Source organism: Herbaspirillum sp. GW103 (assembly GCF_000261365.1).
Lineage (GTDB): Bacteria > Pseudomonadota > Gammaproteobacteria > Burkholderiales > Burkholderiaceae_D > Herbaspirillum.
In genome coordinates this window covers 192,520-212,297 of sequence record NZ_AJVC01000001.1, presented here as the reverse complement: position 1 = coordinate 212,297, position 19,778 = coordinate 192,520, and the positions used below count along the sequence as shown (strand labels likewise).

At 61.7% G+C, this 19,778-nt stretch carries 21 protein-coding genes; 9 read left to right on the top strand and 12 right to left on the bottom strand.

The features are described 5' to 3' along the window. Nucleotides 1-51: 51 nt before the first annotated feature. Nucleotides 52-531 (top strand): bacterioferritin, encoded by a 480-nt coding sequence (bfr, locus tag GWL_RS00915; protein ID WP_008325625.1) that lies wholly within the window; start codon nucleotides 52-54, stop codon nucleotides 529-531. Nucleotides 532-618: 87 nt separating this feature from the next. Here the strand turns inward: bfr and GWL_RS00910 are convergent, their stop codons facing one another. Then, nucleotides 619-1,233 carry a glutathione S-transferase family protein gene (locus GWL_RS00910; protein ID WP_008325623.1) on the bottom strand — a complete coding sequence of 205 codons (615 nt, stop codon included), beginning with the start codon at nucleotides 1,231-1,233 and terminating at the stop codon, nucleotides 619-621. Between the two features lie 241 nt (nucleotides 1,234-1,474). Between GWL_RS00910 and purB the strand changes: the two genes are divergently transcribed. The 6 genes from purB to GWL_RS00880 all read left to right on the top strand — a co-directional run bounded on the left by purB (nucleotide 1,475) and on the right by GWL_RS00880 (nucleotide 7,087). Continuing rightward, the gene (gene purB, locus GWL_RS00905; protein ID WP_034349750.1) at nucleotides 1,475-2,842 is read left to right on the top strand and encodes an adenylosuccinate lyase; all 1,368 of its coding nucleotides are present in this window, start codon (nucleotides 1,475-1,477) and stop codon (nucleotides 2,840-2,842) included. Between the two features lie 304 nt (nucleotides 2,843-3,146). Beyond that, nucleotides 3,147-3,671, top strand: coding sequence for a cytochrome b (locus GWL_RS00900; protein ID WP_008325621.1), 525 nt, complete (start codon nucleotides 3,147-3,149; stop codon nucleotides 3,669-3,671). 64 nt (nucleotides 3,672-3,735) lie between these two features. Then, nucleotides 3,736-4,299: a YceI family protein gene (locus tag GWL_RS00895; RefSeq protein ID WP_008325615.1), complete on the top strand. Its 564-nt coding sequence runs from the start codon at nucleotides 3,736-3,738 to the stop codon at nucleotides 4,297-4,299. 102 nt (nucleotides 4,300-4,401) lie between these two features. Beyond that, on the top strand, nucleotides 4,402-4,974 hold the full coding sequence (locus GWL_RS00890; RefSeq protein ID WP_008325614.1) for a YceI family protein: 573 nt from the start codon (nucleotides 4,402-4,404) through the stop codon (nucleotides 4,972-4,974). 211 nt (nucleotides 4,975-5,185) lie between these two features. Further along, nucleotides 5,186-5,821 (top strand): pyridoxamine 5'-phosphate oxidase, encoded by a 636-nt coding sequence (gene pdxH / locus GWL_RS00885; protein WP_008325612.1) that lies wholly within the window; start codon nucleotides 5,186-5,188, stop codon nucleotides 5,819-5,821. Nucleotides 5,822-5,878: 57 nt separating this feature from the next. Next, entirely contained in the window at nucleotides 5,879-7,087 is a 1,209-nt protein-coding gene (locus tag GWL_RS00880) for a cyclopropane-fatty-acyl-phospholipid synthase family protein (RefSeq protein WP_008325611.1), read from the top strand. Nucleotides 7,088-7,182: 95 nt separating this feature from the next. Here GWL_RS00880 and msrA read toward each other — a convergent pair whose 3' ends face one another. Then, nucleotides 7,183-7,716: a peptide-methionine (S)-S-oxide reductase MsrA gene (gene msrA / locus GWL_RS00875; protein WP_008325606.1), complete on the bottom strand. Its 534-nt coding sequence runs from the start codon at nucleotides 7,714-7,716 to the stop codon at nucleotides 7,183-7,185. 211 nt (nucleotides 7,717-7,927) lie between these two features. Here msrA and GWL_RS00870 point away from each other — a divergent pair, with 211 nt between their 5' ends. Then, nucleotides 7,928-8,437, top strand: a complete 510-nt coding sequence (locus GWL_RS00870) for a flavin reductase family protein (RefSeq protein WP_008325604.1) — start codon at nucleotides 7,928-7,930, stop codon at nucleotides 8,435-8,437. Nucleotides 8,438-8,528: 91 nt separating this feature from the next. Here the strand turns inward: GWL_RS00870 and GWL_RS00865 are convergent, their stop codons facing one another. From GWL_RS00865 to GWL_RS00820, 10 genes are all read right to left on the bottom strand, one after another. Beyond that, the gene (locus tag GWL_RS00865) at nucleotides 8,529-9,278 is read right to left on the bottom strand and encodes an OmpW family protein (RefSeq protein WP_008325599.1); all 750 of its coding nucleotides are present in this window, start codon (nucleotides 9,276-9,278) and stop codon (nucleotides 8,529-8,531) included. A 413-nt stretch (nucleotides 9,279-9,691) separates the two neighbouring features. Beyond that, complete coding sequence (locus tag GWL_RS00860; RefSeq protein WP_008325597.1) at nucleotides 9,692-10,747, bottom strand: L-threonylcarbamoyladenylate synthase; 1,056 nt, start codon at nucleotides 10,745-10,747, stop codon at nucleotides 9,692-9,694. Nucleotides 10,748-10,759: 12 nt separating this feature from the next. After that, nucleotides 10,760-11,965, bottom strand: coding sequence for a 5-(carboxyamino)imidazole ribonucleotide synthase (locus GWL_RS00855; RefSeq protein ID WP_008325595.1), 1,206 nt, complete (start codon nucleotides 11,963-11,965; stop codon nucleotides 10,760-10,762). Further along, nucleotides 11,962-12,459, bottom strand: coding sequence for a 5-(carboxyamino)imidazole ribonucleotide mutase (purE, locus tag GWL_RS00850; protein WP_008325593.1), 498 nt, complete (start codon nucleotides 12,457-12,459; stop codon nucleotides 11,962-11,964). Before purE ends, GWL_RS00855 begins: the two co-directional genes overlap by 4 nt. Before the next feature lie 11 nt (nucleotides 12,460-12,470). After that, nucleotides 12,471-13,367, bottom strand: coding sequence for a phosphoribosylaminoimidazolesuccinocarboxamide synthase (locus GWL_RS00845; RefSeq protein ID WP_008325584.1), 897 nt, complete (start codon nucleotides 13,365-13,367; stop codon nucleotides 12,471-12,473). Nucleotides 13,368-13,468: 101 nt separating this feature from the next. Continuing rightward, nucleotides 13,469-14,533, bottom strand: a complete 1,065-nt coding sequence (gene fba, locus GWL_RS00840) for a class II fructose-bisphosphate aldolase (RefSeq protein ID WP_006461735.1) — start codon at nucleotides 14,531-14,533, stop codon at nucleotides 13,469-13,471. 26 nt (nucleotides 14,534-14,559) lie between these two features. After that, nucleotides 14,560-15,993 (bottom strand): pyruvate kinase, encoded by a 1,434-nt coding sequence (pyk, locus tag GWL_RS00835; protein WP_008325578.1) that lies wholly within the window; start codon nucleotides 15,991-15,993, stop codon nucleotides 14,560-14,562. Nucleotides 15,994-16,182: 189 nt separating this feature from the next. Continuing rightward, on the bottom strand, nucleotides 16,183-17,373 hold the full coding sequence (locus tag GWL_RS00830; protein ID WP_008325576.1) for a phosphoglycerate kinase: 1,191 nt from the start codon (nucleotides 17,371-17,373) through the stop codon (nucleotides 16,183-16,185). Between the two features lie 122 nt (nucleotides 17,374-17,495). Further along, a complete protein-coding gene (locus GWL_RS00825; protein ID WP_008325574.1) occupies nucleotides 17,496-17,819 on the bottom strand; it encodes an AzlD domain-containing protein in 324 nt (107 codons plus the stop codon). Further along, entirely contained in the window at nucleotides 17,816-18,610 is a 795-nt protein-coding gene (locus GWL_RS00820; protein WP_008325573.1) for an AzlC family ABC transporter permease, read from the bottom strand. Before GWL_RS00820 ends, GWL_RS00825 begins: the two co-directional genes overlap by 4 nt. A gap of 202 nt (nucleotides 18,611-18,812) precedes the next feature. Here GWL_RS00820 and GWL_RS00815 point away from each other — a divergent pair, with 202 nt between their 5' ends. Next, nucleotides 18,813-19,733: a branched-chain amino acid transaminase gene (locus GWL_RS00815; protein ID WP_008325572.1), complete on the top strand. Its 921-nt coding sequence runs from the start codon at nucleotides 18,813-18,815 to the stop codon at nucleotides 19,731-19,733. Nucleotides 19,734-19,778 lie beyond the last annotated feature (45 nt).

Genomic DNA, 19,778 nt, shown 5'->3' with positions numbered 1-19,778 from the left:
ACCCATAATTAACGCGGTTTTCCTCTCACATCATTTTTAAAGGTAATCCCCATGAAAGGCGATCCCGCAGTCATCAAGTTGCTCAATGCTCAACTGACCAATGAGCTCACCGCCATCAACCAGTACTTCCTGCATGCGCGCATGTACAAGCACTGGGGCCTGGACAAGATCGGCGCCAAGGAATACGCCGAATCCATTGGCGAAATGAAGCACGCTGACAAGCTGATCGACCGTATCCTGATGCTCGATGGCCTGCCCAATCTGCAAGCGCTGCACAAGCTGATGATCGGCGAAAACACCCAGGAAATGCTGCAATGCGACCTGAAGCTGGAACAGGCGGCCCACAAGACCGTCAAGGAAGGCATCGCCACCTGCGAGCAGCATGGCGATTACGTCTCGCGCGAACTGTTCCAGATGATCCTGGACGACACCGAAGAACACATCGACTGGCTGGAAACCCAACTGGATCTGATCGACAAGGTCGGCATCCAGAATTACCTGCAAAGCCAGATGTCCCCGGCCAGCGAGTAATCGCCAGCCCCGGGCAAACAAAAAGCGCGCTCATTCGGGCGCGCTTTTTTCATGGGTCCATCACCAGGACGGCAATGTTGCATTGCCTCACAGATGCGGCACGGTTTCCTTGAAGCTGGCCCGTTCCGACACCTTGTCAAACAGGCGTGCCAGCTGGGGATGATCCTCGCGCCACGCCAGGTCCGGGAAACGGAATGCCAGCCAGCCCAGTGCACAACCCACGGCCACGTCGGCCAGGGTGTAGTGGTTGCCCACGCAGAAGGGCTTTTCCCCCAGGCCGTCGGCCATCGCCTTCAACGACGCCTCGACCTTGCTCCATTGGCGCTTGATCCATTCCGGACTCTGCTGCTTGGTTGGACGCAAGGTCTTTTCCAGACGTACCAGCACGGCCGCATCCAGCGCGCCGTCGGCCAGCGCCTCCCAACACTTGATCTCGGCGCGTTCGCGACCGTTCGGCGGCAGCAGCTTGCCTACCGGCGTGAGAGTATCGAGGTATTCGACGATCACCCGCGAATCGAACATGGCACCGCCATCATCCATCAACAGGCAGGGCACCTTGCCCAGCGGATTGCTTTCCTGGATGGTGGTCGATGCACTCCAGACATCTTCCAGGAGGAATTCGTAATCGATCTTTTTTTCGGCCATCACGACGCGCACCTTGCGCACGAACGGACTGGCATTGGAGCCGATGAGTTTTAGCATAGCGTGTGGAGTAATGATCTCGTTCGATTATAACATTCGCATTTCCTGACAAATTTATGAAGAATCAAGCCAGGAACGGAAAGCAACGGTCCCTGCGGACCGCGCCGGACGGGAAAATTGGGCCGTCCGGCGTGCCGATGGTAAAATGCTTGGCTCGGGCGGTTCGGGTTTTGGCACAAAAGCCTGCCAAAACTCGCCAATCTTCAGTCAACGCATCTCATCCGTTTTCATCTTTTCCATCATGTCCCTCTCTGCTCTTTCGGCCCTGTCCCCGCTGGATGGCCGCTACGCCTCCAAGACCGATCAACTGCGTCCGCTGCTGTCTGAAGCGGGCTTCATGCACCATCGCGTGAAGGTCGAGATTGCCTGGCTGCAAGCGCTGTCCGAAGCCGGTTTTGCCGAGATCAAGCCGTTCTCGGCCCAGGCGCGCGCGCTGCTGGACAAGCTGGCCGCCGACTTCACCGAAGCCGACGCCGCCCGCATCAAGGAAATCGAAGCCGTCACCAACCACGACGTGAAGGCGGTCGAATATTGGCTCAAGGAAAAAGTGAAGGATGTGCCCGAACTGGTGGCCGCTTCCGAATTCATCCACTTCGCCTGCACCTCCGAAGACATCAACAACACCTCGCACGGCATGATGTTGAAGGCCGCGCGTGACACCGTGCTGCTGCCCTCGCTGCAAGCCGTCATCGCCAAGCTCACCGCGCTGGCCCACGAACACGCCGCCGTGCCGATGCTCTCGCGTACCCACGGCCAGCCGGCCAGCCCGACCACCCTGGGCAAGGAAGTGGCCAACGTCGTGGCGCGCCTGCAACGCGCAGCCAAGCGCATCGCCGCCGTCGAGATCCTGGGCAAGATGAACGGTGCCGTGGGCAACTACAACGCCCACCTGTCGGCCTACCCGCAGACCGACTGGGCCGCCTTCTCCAAGGATGTCGTGGAAAAGCGCCTGGGCCTGACCTTCAACCCCTACACCATCCAGATCGAGCCGCACGACTACATGGCCGAGCTGTTCGATGCCGTGGCCCGCACCAACACCATCCTCTTGGACCTGAACCGCGACATCTGGGGCTACATCTCCCTGGGCTACTTCAAGCAGCGCACCAAGGCCGGCGAAATCGGCTCCTCGACCATGCCGCACAAGGTCAATCCGATCGACTTCGAAAACTCCGAAGGCAACCTGGGCATGGCCAATGCGGTCCTGAAGCACCTGGCCGAGAAGCTGCCGGTCTCGCGCTGGCAGCGTGACCTGACCGATTCCACCGTGCTGCGCAACATCGGCGTGGGCTTCGGCTACACCCTGCTGGCCTACGACAGCTGCCTGCGCGGCCTGAACAAGCTGGAAGTGAATCCGCAACGCCTGGCCGACGACCTCGACGCCACCTGGGAAGTGCTGGCCGAGCCGGTGCAGACCGTCATGCGCCGCTATGGCATCGAGAATCCGTATGAGCAACTCAAGGAGCTGACCCGCGGCAAAGGCATCTCCAAGGACGCCCTGCGCGACTTCATCAATGGCCTGGCCATCCCGCAAGAGGCCAAGGATCATCTGCTGGCCATGACCCCGGCCAATTACATCGGCACCGCCGTGGAACTGGCCAAGCAAATCTGATCGTTCCTCTTCAAGATCCACAAACTGAACGAATGGCGCACAGCAATGTGCGCCATTTTTCATTTATGCCATCAAAATCGTGAAGCATTCTGAGGATTACTCGCAAAACCGGACGGCTGAAGTGCCATTTCAGCGAGTAATGCGAGCAGCCAAAGCTCTTTATACTCGGCAAGGTCAAAAAAAGTGGCATGATCGCTTGCCGCCAGGAATCTTTCGGGATTTCTCGACGCCAGCCCGGCCCGCCCGCCTGCAGAACCATTGCAGAGCCAGCCGCTCCAACTGCCACCTACGCTCGCCACATCCTATGGAACGCTATACCAAACCCGCCGTGCTGCTGCACTGGCTGATTGCCCTGTTGATCATCTCCGCCTTCGGTCTGGGACTGACCATGGTCAACATTCCCGGCCTGACGCCGACCAAGCTGAAGTATTTTTCCTGGCACAAGTGGCTGGGCGTGACCGTGCTGGCCCTGGTCTGCGTACGACTGCTGTGGCGTCTCACGCACAAGGCTCCGGCCTATCCGGCCAACATGCCGGGCTGGCAGCAATCGGCCGCGCATGGTCTGCACCTGGGGCTGTATGTGCTGATGTTCGCCATTCCGGTCTCGGGCTATTTCTACAGCCTCTCTGCGGGCGTTCCGGTGGTGTATCTCGGCGTGGTGCCGCTGCCGGTGCTCATGGCCCCCAGCCCTGAGCTCAAGCCGCTGCTCAAGGATGTGCACTACTGGCTCAACATGACCCTGCTGGCCGCCTTTGCCCTGCACGTGCTGGCTGCGCTGAAGCATCAGTTCATCGATCGCGACAATATCTTCAAGCGCATGCTGCCCTGATGCCCTGCAAGCCGCTTGTTACGCAAGAACATTCATATTGCTCGTTTTTTTTACGGAACCCGCCATGACCACCTCCCGCTTCTTCAAACCCACCCTGCTGGCCCTCGCCACGGCCTGCTTCACCCTCTCCGCCCAGGCGGCCCCGCTCAAGGTGGATGCCGCCAAGAGCACCGTCGTCGCCACCTTCAAGCAACTGAACGTGCCGGTCGATGCCAAGTTCAAGAAGATCAACGCCGCCATCGACTTCGACGCCGCCAAGCCGGAACAGGGCAAGGCCTCGGTGGACATCGACGTCTCCAGCTTCGACCTGGGTGAAGCCGAGTACAACAAGGAAGTGCAGAAGAAGGAATGGTTCAACGCCGCCCAGTTCCCCAAGGCCAGCTTCGTGAGCAGCAGCATCAAGGCCGCCGGGGCAGGCAAGTATGACGTGGCCGGCAAGCTGACCATCAAGGGCAAGACCACCGATGTCAGCTTCCCGCTGACCGTCAAGAAGGACGGTGCTGCGCAAGTCTTCGACGGTGTGCTCCCCATCAAGCGCCTGACCTACAACATCGGCGAAGGTGAATGGAAGGACACCGGCATGGTGGCCGATGAGGTGAGCATCAAGTTCCACATCGTCGCCCAGTAATTCGACCCGACAACATCACAAGAAGTCGTTCCGCGCCATGACGCACCGCCCTGCAAGGGGCGGGCTCCCCAGCGGTTTTTCTCACTCAAGGAATCAATACACATGAAACTGAATCACCTCCTGCTCGCTCTGCTCACGGCCACTGCCGCCGTCTCCGCCAACGCGGCTGACACCTACAGCATCGACCCCAGCCACACCTATCCCAGCTTTGAAGCGGACCACATGGGCGTGTCCATCTGGCGCGGCAAGTTCGACAAGACCAGCGGTACCGTCACGCTGGATCGCGCCGCCAAGACCGGCACCGTGGACATCATTGTCGACACCGCCTCGATCGACTTCGGCATGGCCAAGATGAACGATCACGCCAAGAGCGCCGACATGTTCGACGTCGCCAAGTACCCCACCGCCGAATACAAGGGCACGATCAAGTTCAACGGCGACAAGCCGGCCACGGTCGAAGGCAAGCTGACCCTGCACGGCGTGACCAAGCCGGTCACCCTGACCCTGAACAAGTTCACCTGCATCCAGCATCCCATGCTCAAGCGCGAAGTCTGTGGCGGCGATGCCTCGGCATCCTTCAACCGCGCCGACTTCGGTATCGACTACGGTGCCAAATATGGCTTCTCGATGGAGACCAAGCTGGCCATCCAGGTCGAAGCCATCAAGACCAACTGATCTTTCCCGGTACGGGCGGGACCTGGTTCCGCCCAGACCAGGCGTGAAAGCCGATGCGATAATGCATCGGCTTTTTTATTGGCGCGCCTTGCTTGCGATCATGGAGCAATCGGCTGCCAGGCCGCACAATGGCTCGCATTCGCCGTTTTGCTGCTCTGCAAAACATTTTGAAACGCGCTAATCTAGCGCCACTCCCCAAGGAGCAAGAAGCATGTCGTTAGCAGACCTACGTAAAGACTACAGCCGCGCCAGCCTGTCCGAAGTCGACACGGCCGCCGACCCGATTGACCAGTTTGCCGTCTGGTTCGAGGAAGCGACCAAGGCCCAGGTCCCCGAGCCCAACGCCATGAGCGTGGCCACCGTCGGGGCCGATGGGCGGCCTTCTTCGCGCATCGTGCTGATCAAGCAGTTCGATGCGCAGGGCTTTACCTGGTTTACCAACTACGACAGCCGCAAGGGCGTCGATGTAGCGGAAAATCCCTACGTGGCGCTGCTGTTCCACTGGGTAGAACTTGAACGCCAGGTCCGCATCGAAGGAAAGATCGAGCGCGTGAGCATGGAAGAAAGCGACGCGTACTTCTACAGTCGCCCGCTGGCCAGCCAGCTCGGCGCGATCGCCTCGCAGCAGAGCCGGACCGTGGCCAGCCGCGAGGCACTGGAGCAGCAATACGAAACGACCAAGCAACAGTTCGGGGAGCATCCGACCCGTCCGCAGCACTGGGGCGGTTACCGCGTGATTCCCGATCGCATTGAATTCTGGCAAGGCCGCCCCTCCCGCATGCACGACCGCGTGCTCTATACGCGTTCCGATGCGGGCCAGTGGCAACGGCAGCGCCTGCAGCCCTGACGACATCCCCATGCCAGGCAGGGCCGTACAGCATTCATCACTGACGCGGAGGACATCGTGTTTTGGGAAAAGAAGCTAGACGCCTGGGTAGAAAACATTCGCAACGTGTCGGCCCTGCCACTGCGGCTGGAGCTATGGAACGGACAGCATTACGACTTCAGCAGCGGCACGCCCGAAGTCACGCTCAAGGTTCCGCATGCCTCAGCCATCACTTCACTGCTCACGCCCTCGCTGGCCAACCTGGGCGAGGCCTACGTCGAGGGCAAGATCGAGGTCGAGGGCAAGGTCAAGAGCATCATTCAGGTCGCCAACGGCCTGGCTTCCAACACCCTCAAGGCCGAGGGCCGGCTGGGCCGCATGGTGCGCAACGTGACGCACACCAAGAAGCGCGACGCCGAAGCCATCCAGTATCACTACGATGTCTCCAACGACTTCTACAAGTTGTTCCTGGATGAGAACATGGTGTATTCCTGCGCCTACTTCGAGAACGGCGACGAGGACCTCGCCACGGCTCAGCTCAAGAAGATCGACCACATCCTGCAGAAGATCCAGTTGAAGCCCGGCCAGACCCTGCTCGACATCGGTTGCGGCTGGGGCGCACTGGTATTGCGGGCGGCGCAGAAATTTGGCGCGCGCTGCGTGGGGGTGACGCTCTCCAGGAACCAGTACGCCCTGGCACGTGAGCGGGTGGAAGCGGCCGGTCTCAGCGACCGCATCGAAATCCGCCTGCAGGACTACCGCGACGTCACCGGCACCTTCGACCGCATCACCTCCGTGGGCATGTTCGAGCATGTGGGCATCAAGAATTTGCCGACGTATTTTGCCCAGATCAGGAAGCTGCTGGCCGATGGCGGCATGGCCATGAACCACGGCATCACCAGCACCGACATCGAGAATGGCGAGTCGCCCTATGGCGCCGGTGAGTTCATCGACAAGTACGTCTTCCCCGCCGGCGAACTGCCGCACATCAGCACGGTACTACGAACCATGCAGGAAGGCGGACTGGAAGCCTTTGACGTGGAAAACCTGCGGCGCCACTATGCCCGCACCTGCGGTATCTGGGCCGACAATTTCGAAGCCAATGCCGAGGCCATCCATCGCGCGACCGACGAGAAGCGCTACCGCATCTGGCGCGTCTACCTGGCCGGCAGTGCTTACGGTTTCGAACGTGACTGGATTTCGCTGTATCAGGTCATCTGCACCAAGGCCGCCCGCAGCGCACAGCAGCTGCCCTGGTCGCGCAAGTACATCTACGCACAACAATAAGCATTCGCCAGCTCCATAAAGCAACGGGCCTGCCCTCTTCCGGGGGCAGGCCCGTTGTACGTCATACGTGGTACGTAGTGACGCGCAGCGAGGCTTTATTCAGGCTTGCTCTTCTCGGCAAACACCTCCCGCAGCTTGGCCACCTTGGGCGCCACCACGAAGGCACAGTACCCCTGAAAGGGATGCTGCACGAAGTAGTTCTGATGGTAGTCCTCGGCACGGTAATAGGTTTGCGGCGGCGAGAGTTCGGTCACGATGGGGGCGTCCCATACGAGCGCCATCTCGGCGATGATGTGTCTGGCCGTGTCGTGCTGGATGTCGTCCTGATAGTAAATAACTGAACGATATTGCGTGCCCACGTCATTGCCCTGTCTGTTGAGCGTGGTCGGATCATGGATGGTGAAGAAAATTTCCAGAATCTCGCGGAAGCTGATCTGCTGCGGATCGAAGGCCAGCTTGACCACTTCCGCATGCCCGGTCTGACCGCCACACACCTGTTCATAACTGGGATTGGCGACGCTGCCGCCGGTATAGCCGGACTCCACCGACTGCACGCCCTTGACCTGCTGGTAGACCGCTTCCAGGCACCAGAAGCAACCGCCGCCCAGTACTGCAATTTCCGTGGCCATGATGTTCTCCCGTTAAGTTGCTTGTTGCCAAACTTTACCCCAATTCAGTGCTTCAGGTGCGGTCGATGTGAAGCAGTGTCAAGCTGCCAGGCAACCGTGACCGGCCGACACGGCAAGACTGCGCGCGATCCGCTATCATGTGCATCTCTGCGCATTGACCGGCTGTCCGCAAGGCAAATACCGGGCGCTTCGACCTCCAACCAGACTCCCGATGCACACACGTTTCCCCCGCGCCGAAGCGCGTCAGTTCGACGCGGCGCACTTTCGCCAGGCCCTGTCGCAGTTCGCCACGGGCGTCACCGTCATCACCACCCGGCTGGCCGATGGCAGCCTGCTGGGACTGACCGCCAGCTCCTTCAACTCGGTCTCGCTGGACCCGCCCCTGGTGCTGTGGAGCCTGGGTACGCGCGCCAACAGCCTGCCGGTGTTCTCCGGCAATTCGCATTACGTCATCAACATCCTCGGCGCCGACCAGGCACATCTGGCGCAACAGTTCGCCAGCAAAATGGAAAACCGCTTCGAAGGCGTGCCCTACTCCCTCTCGCGCACCGGCCAGCCCGTGCTGGATGGCGCCTCGGCCTGGTTCGAATGCCACAACCGCAGCCAGTACCCGGAAGGCGACCACGTCATCTTCGTCGGTGAAGTCGAACACTGCGAAGTCGATCCGAAGGCTGCCCTGGTCTTCCACAATGGTCGCTTCGTCAAGACCGAAACATTCTGAACACCAGGGCCGGCGCTGTTGCCGGTCGCATCAATGAAAATGGCGCCCGGATTTGCTCCGGGCGCCATTTTTTTGCAGCGGGTTTTCAGTCTTAGAACTTGTAGCCCACCGACAGGAAGGTCACGATCGGATTGATCGTCAGGCTGGTGCTGGAGTGCGTAGTACCACCGGCCAGTGCTGGCAACTCGGTGGTAATCGTGGCATCCGTCTTCAAGGGAATGTACGACACGGACAGACCCACGGACCAGCTCTTGTCGAAGTTGTAGTTGGCACCCACGGTCAGCACCGGCGCCCACGATGAGCTCAGGCTGGCGCTGGACTTGGCGCTGGTAACGGCACCATTGGTGTACTTGCTGGAGATGGTGCTCTGGAAGCCATTGGTCAGCTCAACGCTGTCGTACCAGACGTAGGTCACGCCGGCACCGACGAAGGGGCGGAAGGCGCTGTTGGCATCACCGAAGTGATACTTCGCCACAATCGCCGGGCTCCACTGCTTGGCCTGGCCGATCTTGCCCACGCCGGCCAGCGTGCCGGTGCCGTCGAGCTCGAAGGTCGGCGGAATGCCCAAGTCAGCAGTCAGCGAAATGTTGTCGGTGAAGAAGTGGGTGAAGGCGATACCCAGTGTATCGGCGTTGCCGATGGTGGCGCCCGAACCAGCGACCGGGCCAGCGCCAGGACCATCGTTCTTGCGCAGGGTCTCGCTGGAATCCTGCGGCGACAGATGGAACCAGCCCAGGTTGACGATATTGCTGCCCGCCGTCTGCGCCATGGCCGGTACAGCGCACGCCGCCATCACGGACAGGGCGGCGATTTTGGGCAGGAAGGAAAATTGTTTTTGCATTGCTGTCTCCAAGAGTTGCGGGCAGTGCCCGGATTTTTTATTCCCGACGTCTGGCGTCTGACGGGATTGGGTTCACGGCTGGTTACCGTTTTTTCATTATTCTGCGTAAGTTCACGTAACTGATGGATACGCGTTTTTACGCTGACGAAACAAAAAGAACGCGCGTGCTATTTCGTGGAGATACTATGCCAGCTTTGTCACAGTTTGTATAGAAGATGTGAAGAGCACGACCGTGCTTGTCTTCTTTTGGCAACCGAGTACTGACCCGAAAGTCAGTACCAGAGCGGCAGACCGGGATAGGGCCGGACAAGGGAGGGACTGCAGCGACCAGGCCGGGGGGCTTTGCAAGCACGATACGAGCGCCGTCGCGCTAGTGGCGTGCAATGGCCTGTGCGCTGCTGCGGTGTTGCGGTTCAGCGCTCCAGCAGCCGCGCCAGCACACCCAGCGAATCAAAAGCGGCGCGCCGCAGGCGGTCATTGACGCCCTGCCATTCTGCAGCCGGCGGCAAGGACTCCACCACGATCAGGTCAGCCCCGGCATGATCCATGTCACGCAGCGCGGCGTAGAGGTCATGGGCATAGGCATCGGCGCTCTGGGGCATGGTACGGGTGGCCATCACTGCGGGCAGCTCTTCGCCACGGAATTGGCGTTGAATCAGGGCGAGCTTCTGGCCGATGCCAGCCAGCCTGTGCAACAGATCAGGGAGCTCGCTCACCGCCGCCTGCACCACCGGCGTATGCGGCGCGTAATGAGCATCGAGCGTCCCCGAAGCACGCGGTGCAGTGGCATCGGGCGTGGCCAGGGGAACGCCCAGTACCGCAGCGATACGGTCGGCGCTGATCTGGCCAGGACGCAGCAGCACCGGACCATGCGTGTCGATGCGGGACAGATCGACGATGGTGGACTCGATGCCCACTTCACTCTGCCCACCATCGAGCACGTAATCCACCAGGCTGTGGGCATCGTTGCCGAATTCCTCGCGCACATGCTCGGCGGTAGTCGGGCTGACATGTCCGAACTTGTTGGCCGAGGGGCCGGCGATACCGCCCTTGCCGCCGCGGAATTCCCGCAGCAGCGCCTGCGCCACCGGATGCGAAGGGCAACGCAGCCCCACCGAATCCTGGCCACCGGCCACGGCATCGGGAATGTGCGCCGCACGCTTGAGAATGAGCGTGAGCGGACCCGGCCAGAACGAGGCAATCAGTCGACGCGCTTCCACCGGTACCGAGGCGGCCCAGTAAGCGATATCAGCTTCTGGCGACACGTGCACGATCACCGGATGATTGGCCGGTCGTCCCTTGGCCGCATAGATGGCGGCAATCGCGGCCGGGTTCTCGGCATCGCCACCGAGGCCGTAGACGGTCTCGGTCGGGAACGCCACCAGGCCACCCTGCTCCAGCTTGCGGGCGGCATACATGATGGCTGCCGCATCGATGACCGGTGTGGAAGAAGCGCGCTTGTCGTTCATCACCCGCCTCGCTTACAACGTGATGCCTAGGATGGCGCAGGCTGCTGCCAGCTGGCGCTGCGCATCAGCCAAGGTGGCACCGGTGAAGGTGACATGGCCCATCTTGCGGCCACGGCGCGCTTCGGCCTTGCCGTACAGGTGCAGGTGCGCACCAGGCAGCGCCAGCACCTGATCCCAGGCAGGCTCGCGCTGCTGATCGCCCTCGCCTTCGTACCAGACATCACCCAGGATGTTGAGCATCACCGAAGGCGAATGCTGGCGCGTATCGCCCAGCGGCAGGCGCGCCATGGCGCGGGCCTGTTGTTCGAACTGGCTGGTGACGCAGGCATCGATGGTGTAATGACCGCTGTTGTGCGGACGCGGGGCCATCTCGTTGACCACCAGCGCGCCGTCTTCCAGCACGAAGAATTCGATGCACAGCACGCCCACGTACTGCATCGCACCGATGATCTGCAAAGCCGCCTGCTGCGCACGCTCGGCGGCATCGGCCTTGATGTTGGGGCCGGGTACGGTGGTGGTGAAGAGGATGCCATCGCGATGTACGTTCTCGGCAATCGGATAGACCACGGCCTGACCATCATGCCCGCGCGCCACCAGCACCGAAACTTCATAGGCCAGCGGCAGCATCTTCTCCAGCACGCAGGTCACGCCCTTCATGGCGGCGAAGGCGCTGCGCACTTCCTCCACCGAACGCACGCGCACCTGGCCCTTGCCGTCGTAACCCATGCGGGCCGTCTTGAGGATGCCCGGCAGCAGGTTGGCATCGAGGCCATCGATGTCGGCCTCGCTGTTGATCACCAGGTGCGGTGCCGGCAGCACGCCGGAATGCGATCCGCATTCGGTGAAGAAAGCCTTCTCGGCCGTGCGGTCCTGCGCAATCGACACACCAGACGCAGCCGGTGCCACGAAGGTCTGCGCCGCCAGCGTGGCCAGGCTCCTGGCCGAGACATTTTCAAACTCGGTCGTCACCGCTGCACACAGCGCCCCCAACTCCGCCAGCGCCGCGCCATCGTCGTAGGCGGCGTTGATGAGGCGGTCCGCCACCTGCCCGGCCGGGCAGTCGGCATCGGCTTCCAGCACGGCGACCTTGAAGCCCATGCTCTGCGCCGCGTGGGCGAACATGCGGCCGAGCTGGCCACCGCCCATCACGCCCAGCCAGGTGGCCGGGGTGGTCGAGGGAACGGCGGGACGAAGGGTGGAGGCGGACTGCTGGGTCATACAGGCAACTTCATGTCGAGGGCGACTTGCGTCTGGGTCTTGCGGAAGGCTTCCAGCTTTTCAGCCAGGGCCGCGTCGGTGGTAGCCAGCATGGCGATGGCGGAGAGCGCCGCATTGGCGGCACCGGCTTCACCGATGGCATAGGTGGCCACCGGAATGCCCTTGGGCATCTGCACGATGGACAGCAGCGAATCCTCGCCACGCAGGTACTTGGAGGGCACGGGCACACCCAGCACCGGTACGATGGTCTTGGCGGCGATCATGCCGGGCAGGTGCGCAGCACCGCCGGCACCGGCGATGATGGCGCGCAGCCCGCGCGCGCGGGCGCTCTCGGCGTAGGCGAACATCTGGTCCGGCATGCGGTGCGCAGAAATCACCTGGGCTTCGAAGGGCACGCCGAAGTCCTTCAGGATGGCGACCGCATTCTGCATCACCTCCCAGTCGGAGGACGAGCCCATGACCACGCCGATCAGCGGTTTGACAGTATCATTCATATCCGCCCCCGTCAGTCCTTGAGCTTCTCGCCGGTGAGGCGTTCCAGCGCCTCGCGGTACTTGGCGCCGGTCTTTTCGATCACATCGGCCGGAAGCGCCGGTGCAGGCGGGGTCTTCTGCCAGCCCTCGACGGTCTCCAGGTAATCGCGCACGAACTGCTTGTCGAAGGACGGCGGCGAGATGCCGACCTGGTAGCTGTCGGCCGGCCAGAAACGCGAAGAGTCCGCAGTCAGCACTTCATCCATCAGGTGCAGCACGCCGTTGTCGTCCAGGCCGAATTCGAACTTGGTGTCGGCGATGATGATGCCACGCGTGGCCGCATAGTCAGCAGCTTCCTTGTAGAGCTGGATGGCGACGTCGCGGATCTTGTGGGCCAGCTCGGAGCCGATGCGCTTTTCGGTTTCTTCAAAGCTGATGTTCTCGTCGTGTTCGCCCAGGTCGGCCTTGGCGGCCGGGGTGAAGATCGGCTGCTCCAGCTTGGAAGCCTGTTGCAGACCGGCCGGCAGCTGGATGCCGCAGATCGCACCGGTGGCCTGGTAATCCTTCCAACCGGAACCGATGATGTAGCCGCGCACCACGGCTTCCACCAGGATGGGCTTCAAGCGCTTGGCCACCACGGCGCGTCCGCGCACCTGCTCCACTTCGGCCGGGCTCACCACGGACTCGGGATCGACGCCGGTCAGGTGATTGGGCACGATATGGCCCAGCTTGTCGAACCAGAAATCGCTCATCTGGTTCAAGACCTTGCCCTTGCCGGGGATCGGTTCATTCATGATGACGTCGAAGGCCGACAGGCGATCGGTAGTCACGATCAACAGCTTGTCGTCGCCGACGGCATAGTTTTCGCGGACCTTGCCTGTGCCCAACAGCGGCAGGGAAGTGATCGAGGATTTGTAGAGACTGCTCATGGTGGTCTTCTCGTAAAGTCAAAAACCGGAATCGCCATTTTCAGGGCGATTCCGGTCGGTGGGGCCTTGCGTCCGGCGTAGGCCGATGAACGCTTGTGCGCTTACTGGACGATCTGTGCCAGTTCGCCGCTCTTGTACTTCTCGGCGATCTTTTCCAGCGAGACCGGCTTGATCTTGCCAGCCTGGCCTTCGCAACCGAAGGACAGGAAACGCGCCTTGCAGACCAGCTTGGCGGCTTCGCGGGCGGGCTTGAGGTAGTCGCGCGGGTCGAACTTGGACGGGTTCTCGAACAGGTAGCGGCGGATCGCACCGGTCATGGCCAGACGGATGTCGGTGTCGATGTTGATCTTGCGCACGCCGTGCTTGATGCCTTCCTGGATTTCCTCAACGGGCACGCCGTAGGTTTCCTTCATGTCACCGCCGAATTCGCGGATCTCGGCCAGCAGTTCCTGCGGCACCGAAGACGAACCGTGCATCACCAGGTGGGTGTTGGGGATGCGGGCGTGGATTTCCTTGATGCGATCAATCGCCAGGATGTCGCCGGTGGGCTTGCGCGAGAACTTGTAGGCACCGTGCGAAGTACCGATGGCAATGGCCAGCGCATCGCACTGGGTGGCCTTGACGAAGTCGGCAGCCTGGTTCACGTCGGTGAGCAGCTGTTCGCGGGTCATGGTGCCGTCGGCGCCGTGACCGTCTTCCTTGTCACCCTTCATGGTTTCCAGCGAACCCAGCACGCCCAGTTCGGCTTCCACGGTCACGCCGATGGCGTGCGAGAACTCCACCACCTTGCGCGAGACTTCGACGTTGTACTCGTAGCTGGCCACGGTCTTGCCGTCGGCTTCCAGCGAACCATCCATCATGACCGAAGAGAAACCGGACTTGATGGCGGCCATGCAGACGGCCGGCGACTGGCCGTGATCCTGGTGCATCACCACCGGGATGTGCGGATAGGCTTCCACGGCCGCCGAGATCAGGTGGCGCAGGAAGGCTTCACCGGCATATTTGCGGGCACCGGCGGAGGCCTGCATGATCACGGGCGCGCCGACTTCGTTGGCGGCTTCCATGATGGCGGTGACCTGCTCCAGGTTGTTGACGTTGAAAGCCGGCAGGCCATAACCGTTTTCAGCGGCGTGGTCCAGCAATTGACGCATGGATACGAGAGGCATGATGAAACTCCAGAACGATGAAAAAATCAGTACTCGCCAACGCGCAGGATCTTCAGCGCATTGGTGCCGCCGACCTGACCGATGGGCTCGCCCCAGGTCACGACGATGAGATCACCCTTCTGCACCACGCCTTGCGCCAGCAGCAGATCCTGGGCGCCCTTCAACATGGCTTCGGTGTCGGGCGCCTGGGCCAGTTCCAGCGTGTGCACGTTGCGGAACAGGGCCGCCTTGCGGCGCGTGGCGACATTGGGGGTGATCGCGAAGATCGGGATATCGATGTTGTGACGGCTCATCCACAGCGCCGTCGAACCGGATTCGGTGAGCGCGGCAATCGCCTTCACGCGCAGGTGGTGCGCGGTGAACAGCGCGCCGTAGGCAATGGACTGGTCCACGCGGGTAAAGCGCAGGTTCAGGAAGTCCGCATCCAGCTGCACATTCTCGGAGCGCTCGGCTTCCAGGCAGATGGCCGACATGGCTTCCACGGTTTCTACCGGATACTTGCCGGAGGCGGTCTCGGCCGAGGTCATGACGGCATCGGTGCCATCGAGCACGGCGTTGGCCACGTCCGAGACTTCGGCGCGGGTCGGCACGGCGTTGACGATCATGGACTCCATCATCTGGGTCGCGGTGATGGTCAGCTTGTTGGAGGCGCGCGCCATCTTGATCATGCGCTTCTGCAAGCCCGGCACGGCGGCATTGCCCACTTCCACGGCCAGGTCGCCACGGGCCACCATGATGCCGTCGGAGGCATCCAGGATTTCCTGCAGCAGGGGGATGGCTTCGGCGCGCTCGATCTTGGCGATCATCATCGGCTTGTGGCCGAAGGGCTCACCGGCCACGTTGGAGAGCTGACGCGCCATTTCCATGTCGGTGGCGTTCTTGGGGAAGGACACGGCCACGTAATCAGCCTGGAAGCTCATGGCGGTCTTGATGTCGTCCATGTCCTTGGCCGTCAGCGCCGGTGCGGACAGGCCGCCACCCTGGCGGTTGATGCCCTTGTTGTTGGACAGCTCGCCGCCGATCTTGACCACGGTGTGAATCTCGTTGCCGATCACGCGCTCGACCTTGAGCACGATCAGGCCATCGTTCAACAGCAGGATGTCGTTGCCCTTCAGGTCACGCGGCAGAGCCTTGTAGTCCAGGCCCACGCGTTCCTGGTTGCCCATCTGGCAATCGGAATCGAGGATGAACTTGTCGCCGTTGGCCAGCATGATCTTGCCATTCTCGAACTTGCCCACGCGGATCTTGGGACCTTGCAGGTCGGCCATGATGGCGACCTTCTTGCCGCATTCGTCGGCCACTTCGCGCACCAGGGTAGCGCGGTCGATGTGGTCCTGCGGCTTGCCGTGCGAGAAATTGAGGCGCACGACGTCAACGCCGGCGCGGATCATGCGGGTCAGGGTCTCACGGTCGCTGGAAGCGGGACCGATGGTGGCGACGATTTTTGTTGCTCTGGACATGAATACCTTCTGGTTGCGACTTGGTGATAGAAGCCCGCTGCCCGGCCCGATGCAGGGCCGATCAGGCGGAGAGCTTCCGCCCCGAACGCGCGTCTCGGACGCGTTCATCATTGGTGGTGCTACAGACTCAGAATCCGGATGGAACAGCCGGGCGCCGCGCCCGGCAACAGGGCGCAGCGCCGGTCATGCTTACTGCGCGCGTTGCAGCAGGATCTCGACAGCCGGCAGGGTCTTGCCTTCCAGGAATTCCAGGAAAGCGCCACCACCGGTGGAGATGTAGCCGACCTTGTCGGCGATGTCGTACTTGGCAATGGCGGCCAGGGTGTCGCCACCACCGGCAATCGAGAAGCCCGGGGAAGCCGCGATGGCGCGGGCCAGGGTCTCGGTGCCACGGCCGAACTGGTCAAACTCGAACACGCCCACCGGACCGTTCCAGACGATGGTACCGGCGCGGCCCAGCTGCTCGGCCAGGGCGGCCGCAGTTTCGGGGCCGATGTCGAAGATCATGTCGTCGTCGGCCACGTCGCTGGCCGCCTTCACGGTGGCCGCTGCGGTCGGGGAGAATTCCTTGCCCACCACGACGTCGGTGGGGATGGGCACCGAAGCGCCGCGCTTGGCCATCAACTCGATGATGGCCTTGGCGTCATCCACCAGGTCAGGCTCGGCCAGCGACTTGCCGATCTTCAAACCGGCAGCCAGCATGAAGGTGTTGGCGATGCCGCCACCGACGATGAGATTGTCGACCTTCTCGGCCAGGGTCTTCAGGATGGTCAGCTTGGTGGAGACCTTGGAACCGGCCACGATGGCCACCAGCGGACGGGCCGGCTGATTCAGTGCCTGGCCCAGGGCATCGAGCTCGGCGGCCAGCAGCGGGCCGGCGCAGGCGATGGGGGCAAACCTGGCTACACCATAGGTGGTGGCTTCGGCACGGTGTGCGGTACCGAAAGCATCGTTGACGTAGATATCGCAGAGCTTGGCGATCTTTTGTGCCAGCTCGTCGCTGTTCTTCTTTTCGCCCTTGTTCAGGCGGCAATTTTCCAGCAACACGACCTGGCCCGGCTGCACATCCACGCCATCAACCCAGTTGGCGATCAGCTTGACTTCACTGCCCAGCAGTTCGGAGAGACGCCGGGCCACCGGGGCCAGCGAATCCTCGGGCTTGAACTCGCCTTCGGTGGGACGGCCCAGGTGGGAGGTCACCATCACTGCAGCACCTGCCTGCTGGGCCTCGCGAATGGCCGGGACCGACGCGCGGATACGCGTATCTTCGGTGATATTGCCGGCATCATCCTGCGGGACGTTCAGATCAGCACGGATAAAGACGCGTTTGCCTTGCAATTGGCCAGCGGAAATCAGATCGCTCAGTCGGTTGAATTTCATAGGTAGGAATTCGAAGAAGGGGGCGAAAAACGTCGTATTTTACTCCAGCCTGACCCGCTCCTGACGGCTTTTTGGCAGCCTGAACAACATCCGGAGCGGCGCCTGCGGATCTGCGCAAAACTTCACAAGAACCAGCGCAGCAGTGTAAAGAGTGACATTCCTGCCACAATAGTTCCCAAAAGATGACGTGTTGCCAAAAAGAAAGCGCCGGCACCGATGCCGGCCAGCAACTTGGGATTGGCCAGGCTGATCTCGACGGCACCGCCCGTGGTCACCAGATCGGGGAAGATGATGGCCGCCATGGCGGCCGCCGGCGCATAGCTCAGCGCATGCTTGAGCCGAGGTGGCAGCTTGACCGCATGGCCGAACAGGAAGAAACCGCTGCGGGTGATGACGGTGGAAACGGTCATCAGCACGATGGCACCCCAGACATACCACTCATTCATGCTGCCGCCTCCGCATCGCCATCATTACCGGGAAGCAATTTGTCGACCAGCATTGCCGTGGCCATGCCCAGCACCATGGCCAGCAACAGGCCCAGCCGGTAGGGCAGCCCCAGCGCCAGCACCGCCACCGTGCCCGACACCACCACGCCGGCCAGGGCCGGCAGACTGCTGGTCATCGGAATCATCACCGCAATCAGGGCCAGGGTGCCGGCAAAGCCGATGTTCCAGCTTTCCGGAATCTGGCTGCCCAGCAGGATGCCGATGGTCGCCCCCAATTGCCAGGCAAGCCAGCCGGGGTAACAGATCGCCGCAAAATAACCGACTTTGCCAGCGGGTTGATGAAACGTAGACGGAGGATAGCGCTGCGGAAAGAAGGCCATCGAGATATCGCCATTGAAGAAGCCGTACCAGACCCGGCGATACCAGGGCAGATGTTCGAAGTGCGGCGCCACCGCCGCCGAGAAGATCACGAAGCGCAGGTTGACGATCATGGCCGTGAAGAACACCACCAAGAGCGGCACCCCGGCCGCCAGCAGCGGCAGCGCGGCAAACTGGGCCGAACCGGCGTAGACCAGGAGGCTCATGCCCAGCGACTGGTAGATCGTCAGTCCCGACTTGACCATGGCCATGCCCGAGACCATGCCCCAGGCCAGCACGGCCGGAATGGTCGAGGCACTGGCGCGCCAGCCTTCCTGGAAAGCTTCCTTCTCGATGCGGCGGGCGGCTTCGGAATCGGGCGCGTGGGTGCGCGGCGCTGCTCCTGAATCGTCCTCGCCTGTCTCCTTCTGCATGCTTGTTCCGTGACGGGATGGATGACGCGACCGGCGTCGGGGCGCGCGGTGATGTGTGCATTTTCGCTCAGTACTTTCATTCTACAGATGAAAGTTTTTACTCGCGTGAATCCGCTAGAATGGAGCTCTTTGCTCAGTTCTTCATGACCGAACTGAGGTCCATTTCAGGAAATCTGCAATCACTGCACAGAGGGAGACCACCATGTCCATGGCTGACCGCGACGGCAAGATCTGGAAGGATGGCGCGCTGATCGACTGGCGAGACGCCACCATCCACGTACTGACCCACACCCTGCACTACGGCATGGGTGTCTTCGAGGGCGTGCGCGCCTACAAGACCCCGGAAGGCACGGCCATCTTCCGCCTCAAGGAGCATACCCAGCGCCTGTTCAACTCGGCCAAGATCTTCCAGATGGAAGTTCCGTTCGACCAGGCCACCCTGGCCGAGGCGCAATGCCAGGTGGTGCGCGAGAACAAGCTGGAATCCTGCTACATCCGCCCCTTGATCTGGATCGGCTCGGAAAAGCTGGGCGTGTCCGCCAAGGGCAACCAGATCCACGTGGCCATCGCCGCCTGGCCGTGGGGCGCCTACCTGGGCGAGGACGGCATCAACAAGGGCATCCGCGTGAAGACCTCTTCCTTCACCCGCCATCATGTCAATGTCTCGCTGGTGCGCGCCAAGGCCAGCGGCTACTACATCAATTCCATCCTGGCCAACCAGGAAGCGCTGGCCGACGGCTATGATGAAGCCCTGCTGCTGGATACCGACGGCTACGTCTCGGAAGGTTCGGGTGAAAATGTCTTCATCGTCAAGAACGGCAAGATCTATACTCCCGACCTGGCCTCCTGCCTGGATGGCATCACCCGCGACGCCGTGCTGACCATGGCGCGCGACCTGGGCATCGAGGTCATCGAGAAACGCATCACCCGCGACGAAATGTATTGCGCCGATGAAGCTTTCTTCACCGGCACCGCCGCCGAGGTCACGCCGATCCGCGAACTGGATCGCCGCATCATCGGCAACGGCGCCCGCGGCCCCATCACCGAGAAGCTGCAGACCCTGTTCTTCGACGTGGTCTCGGGCCGGGCACCGCAGTACAAGCACTGGCTCACGCTGGTGTAAGCGCGGCCGATCAGCGCGGGTTTTCACGTATCAACTTCAGTCAAT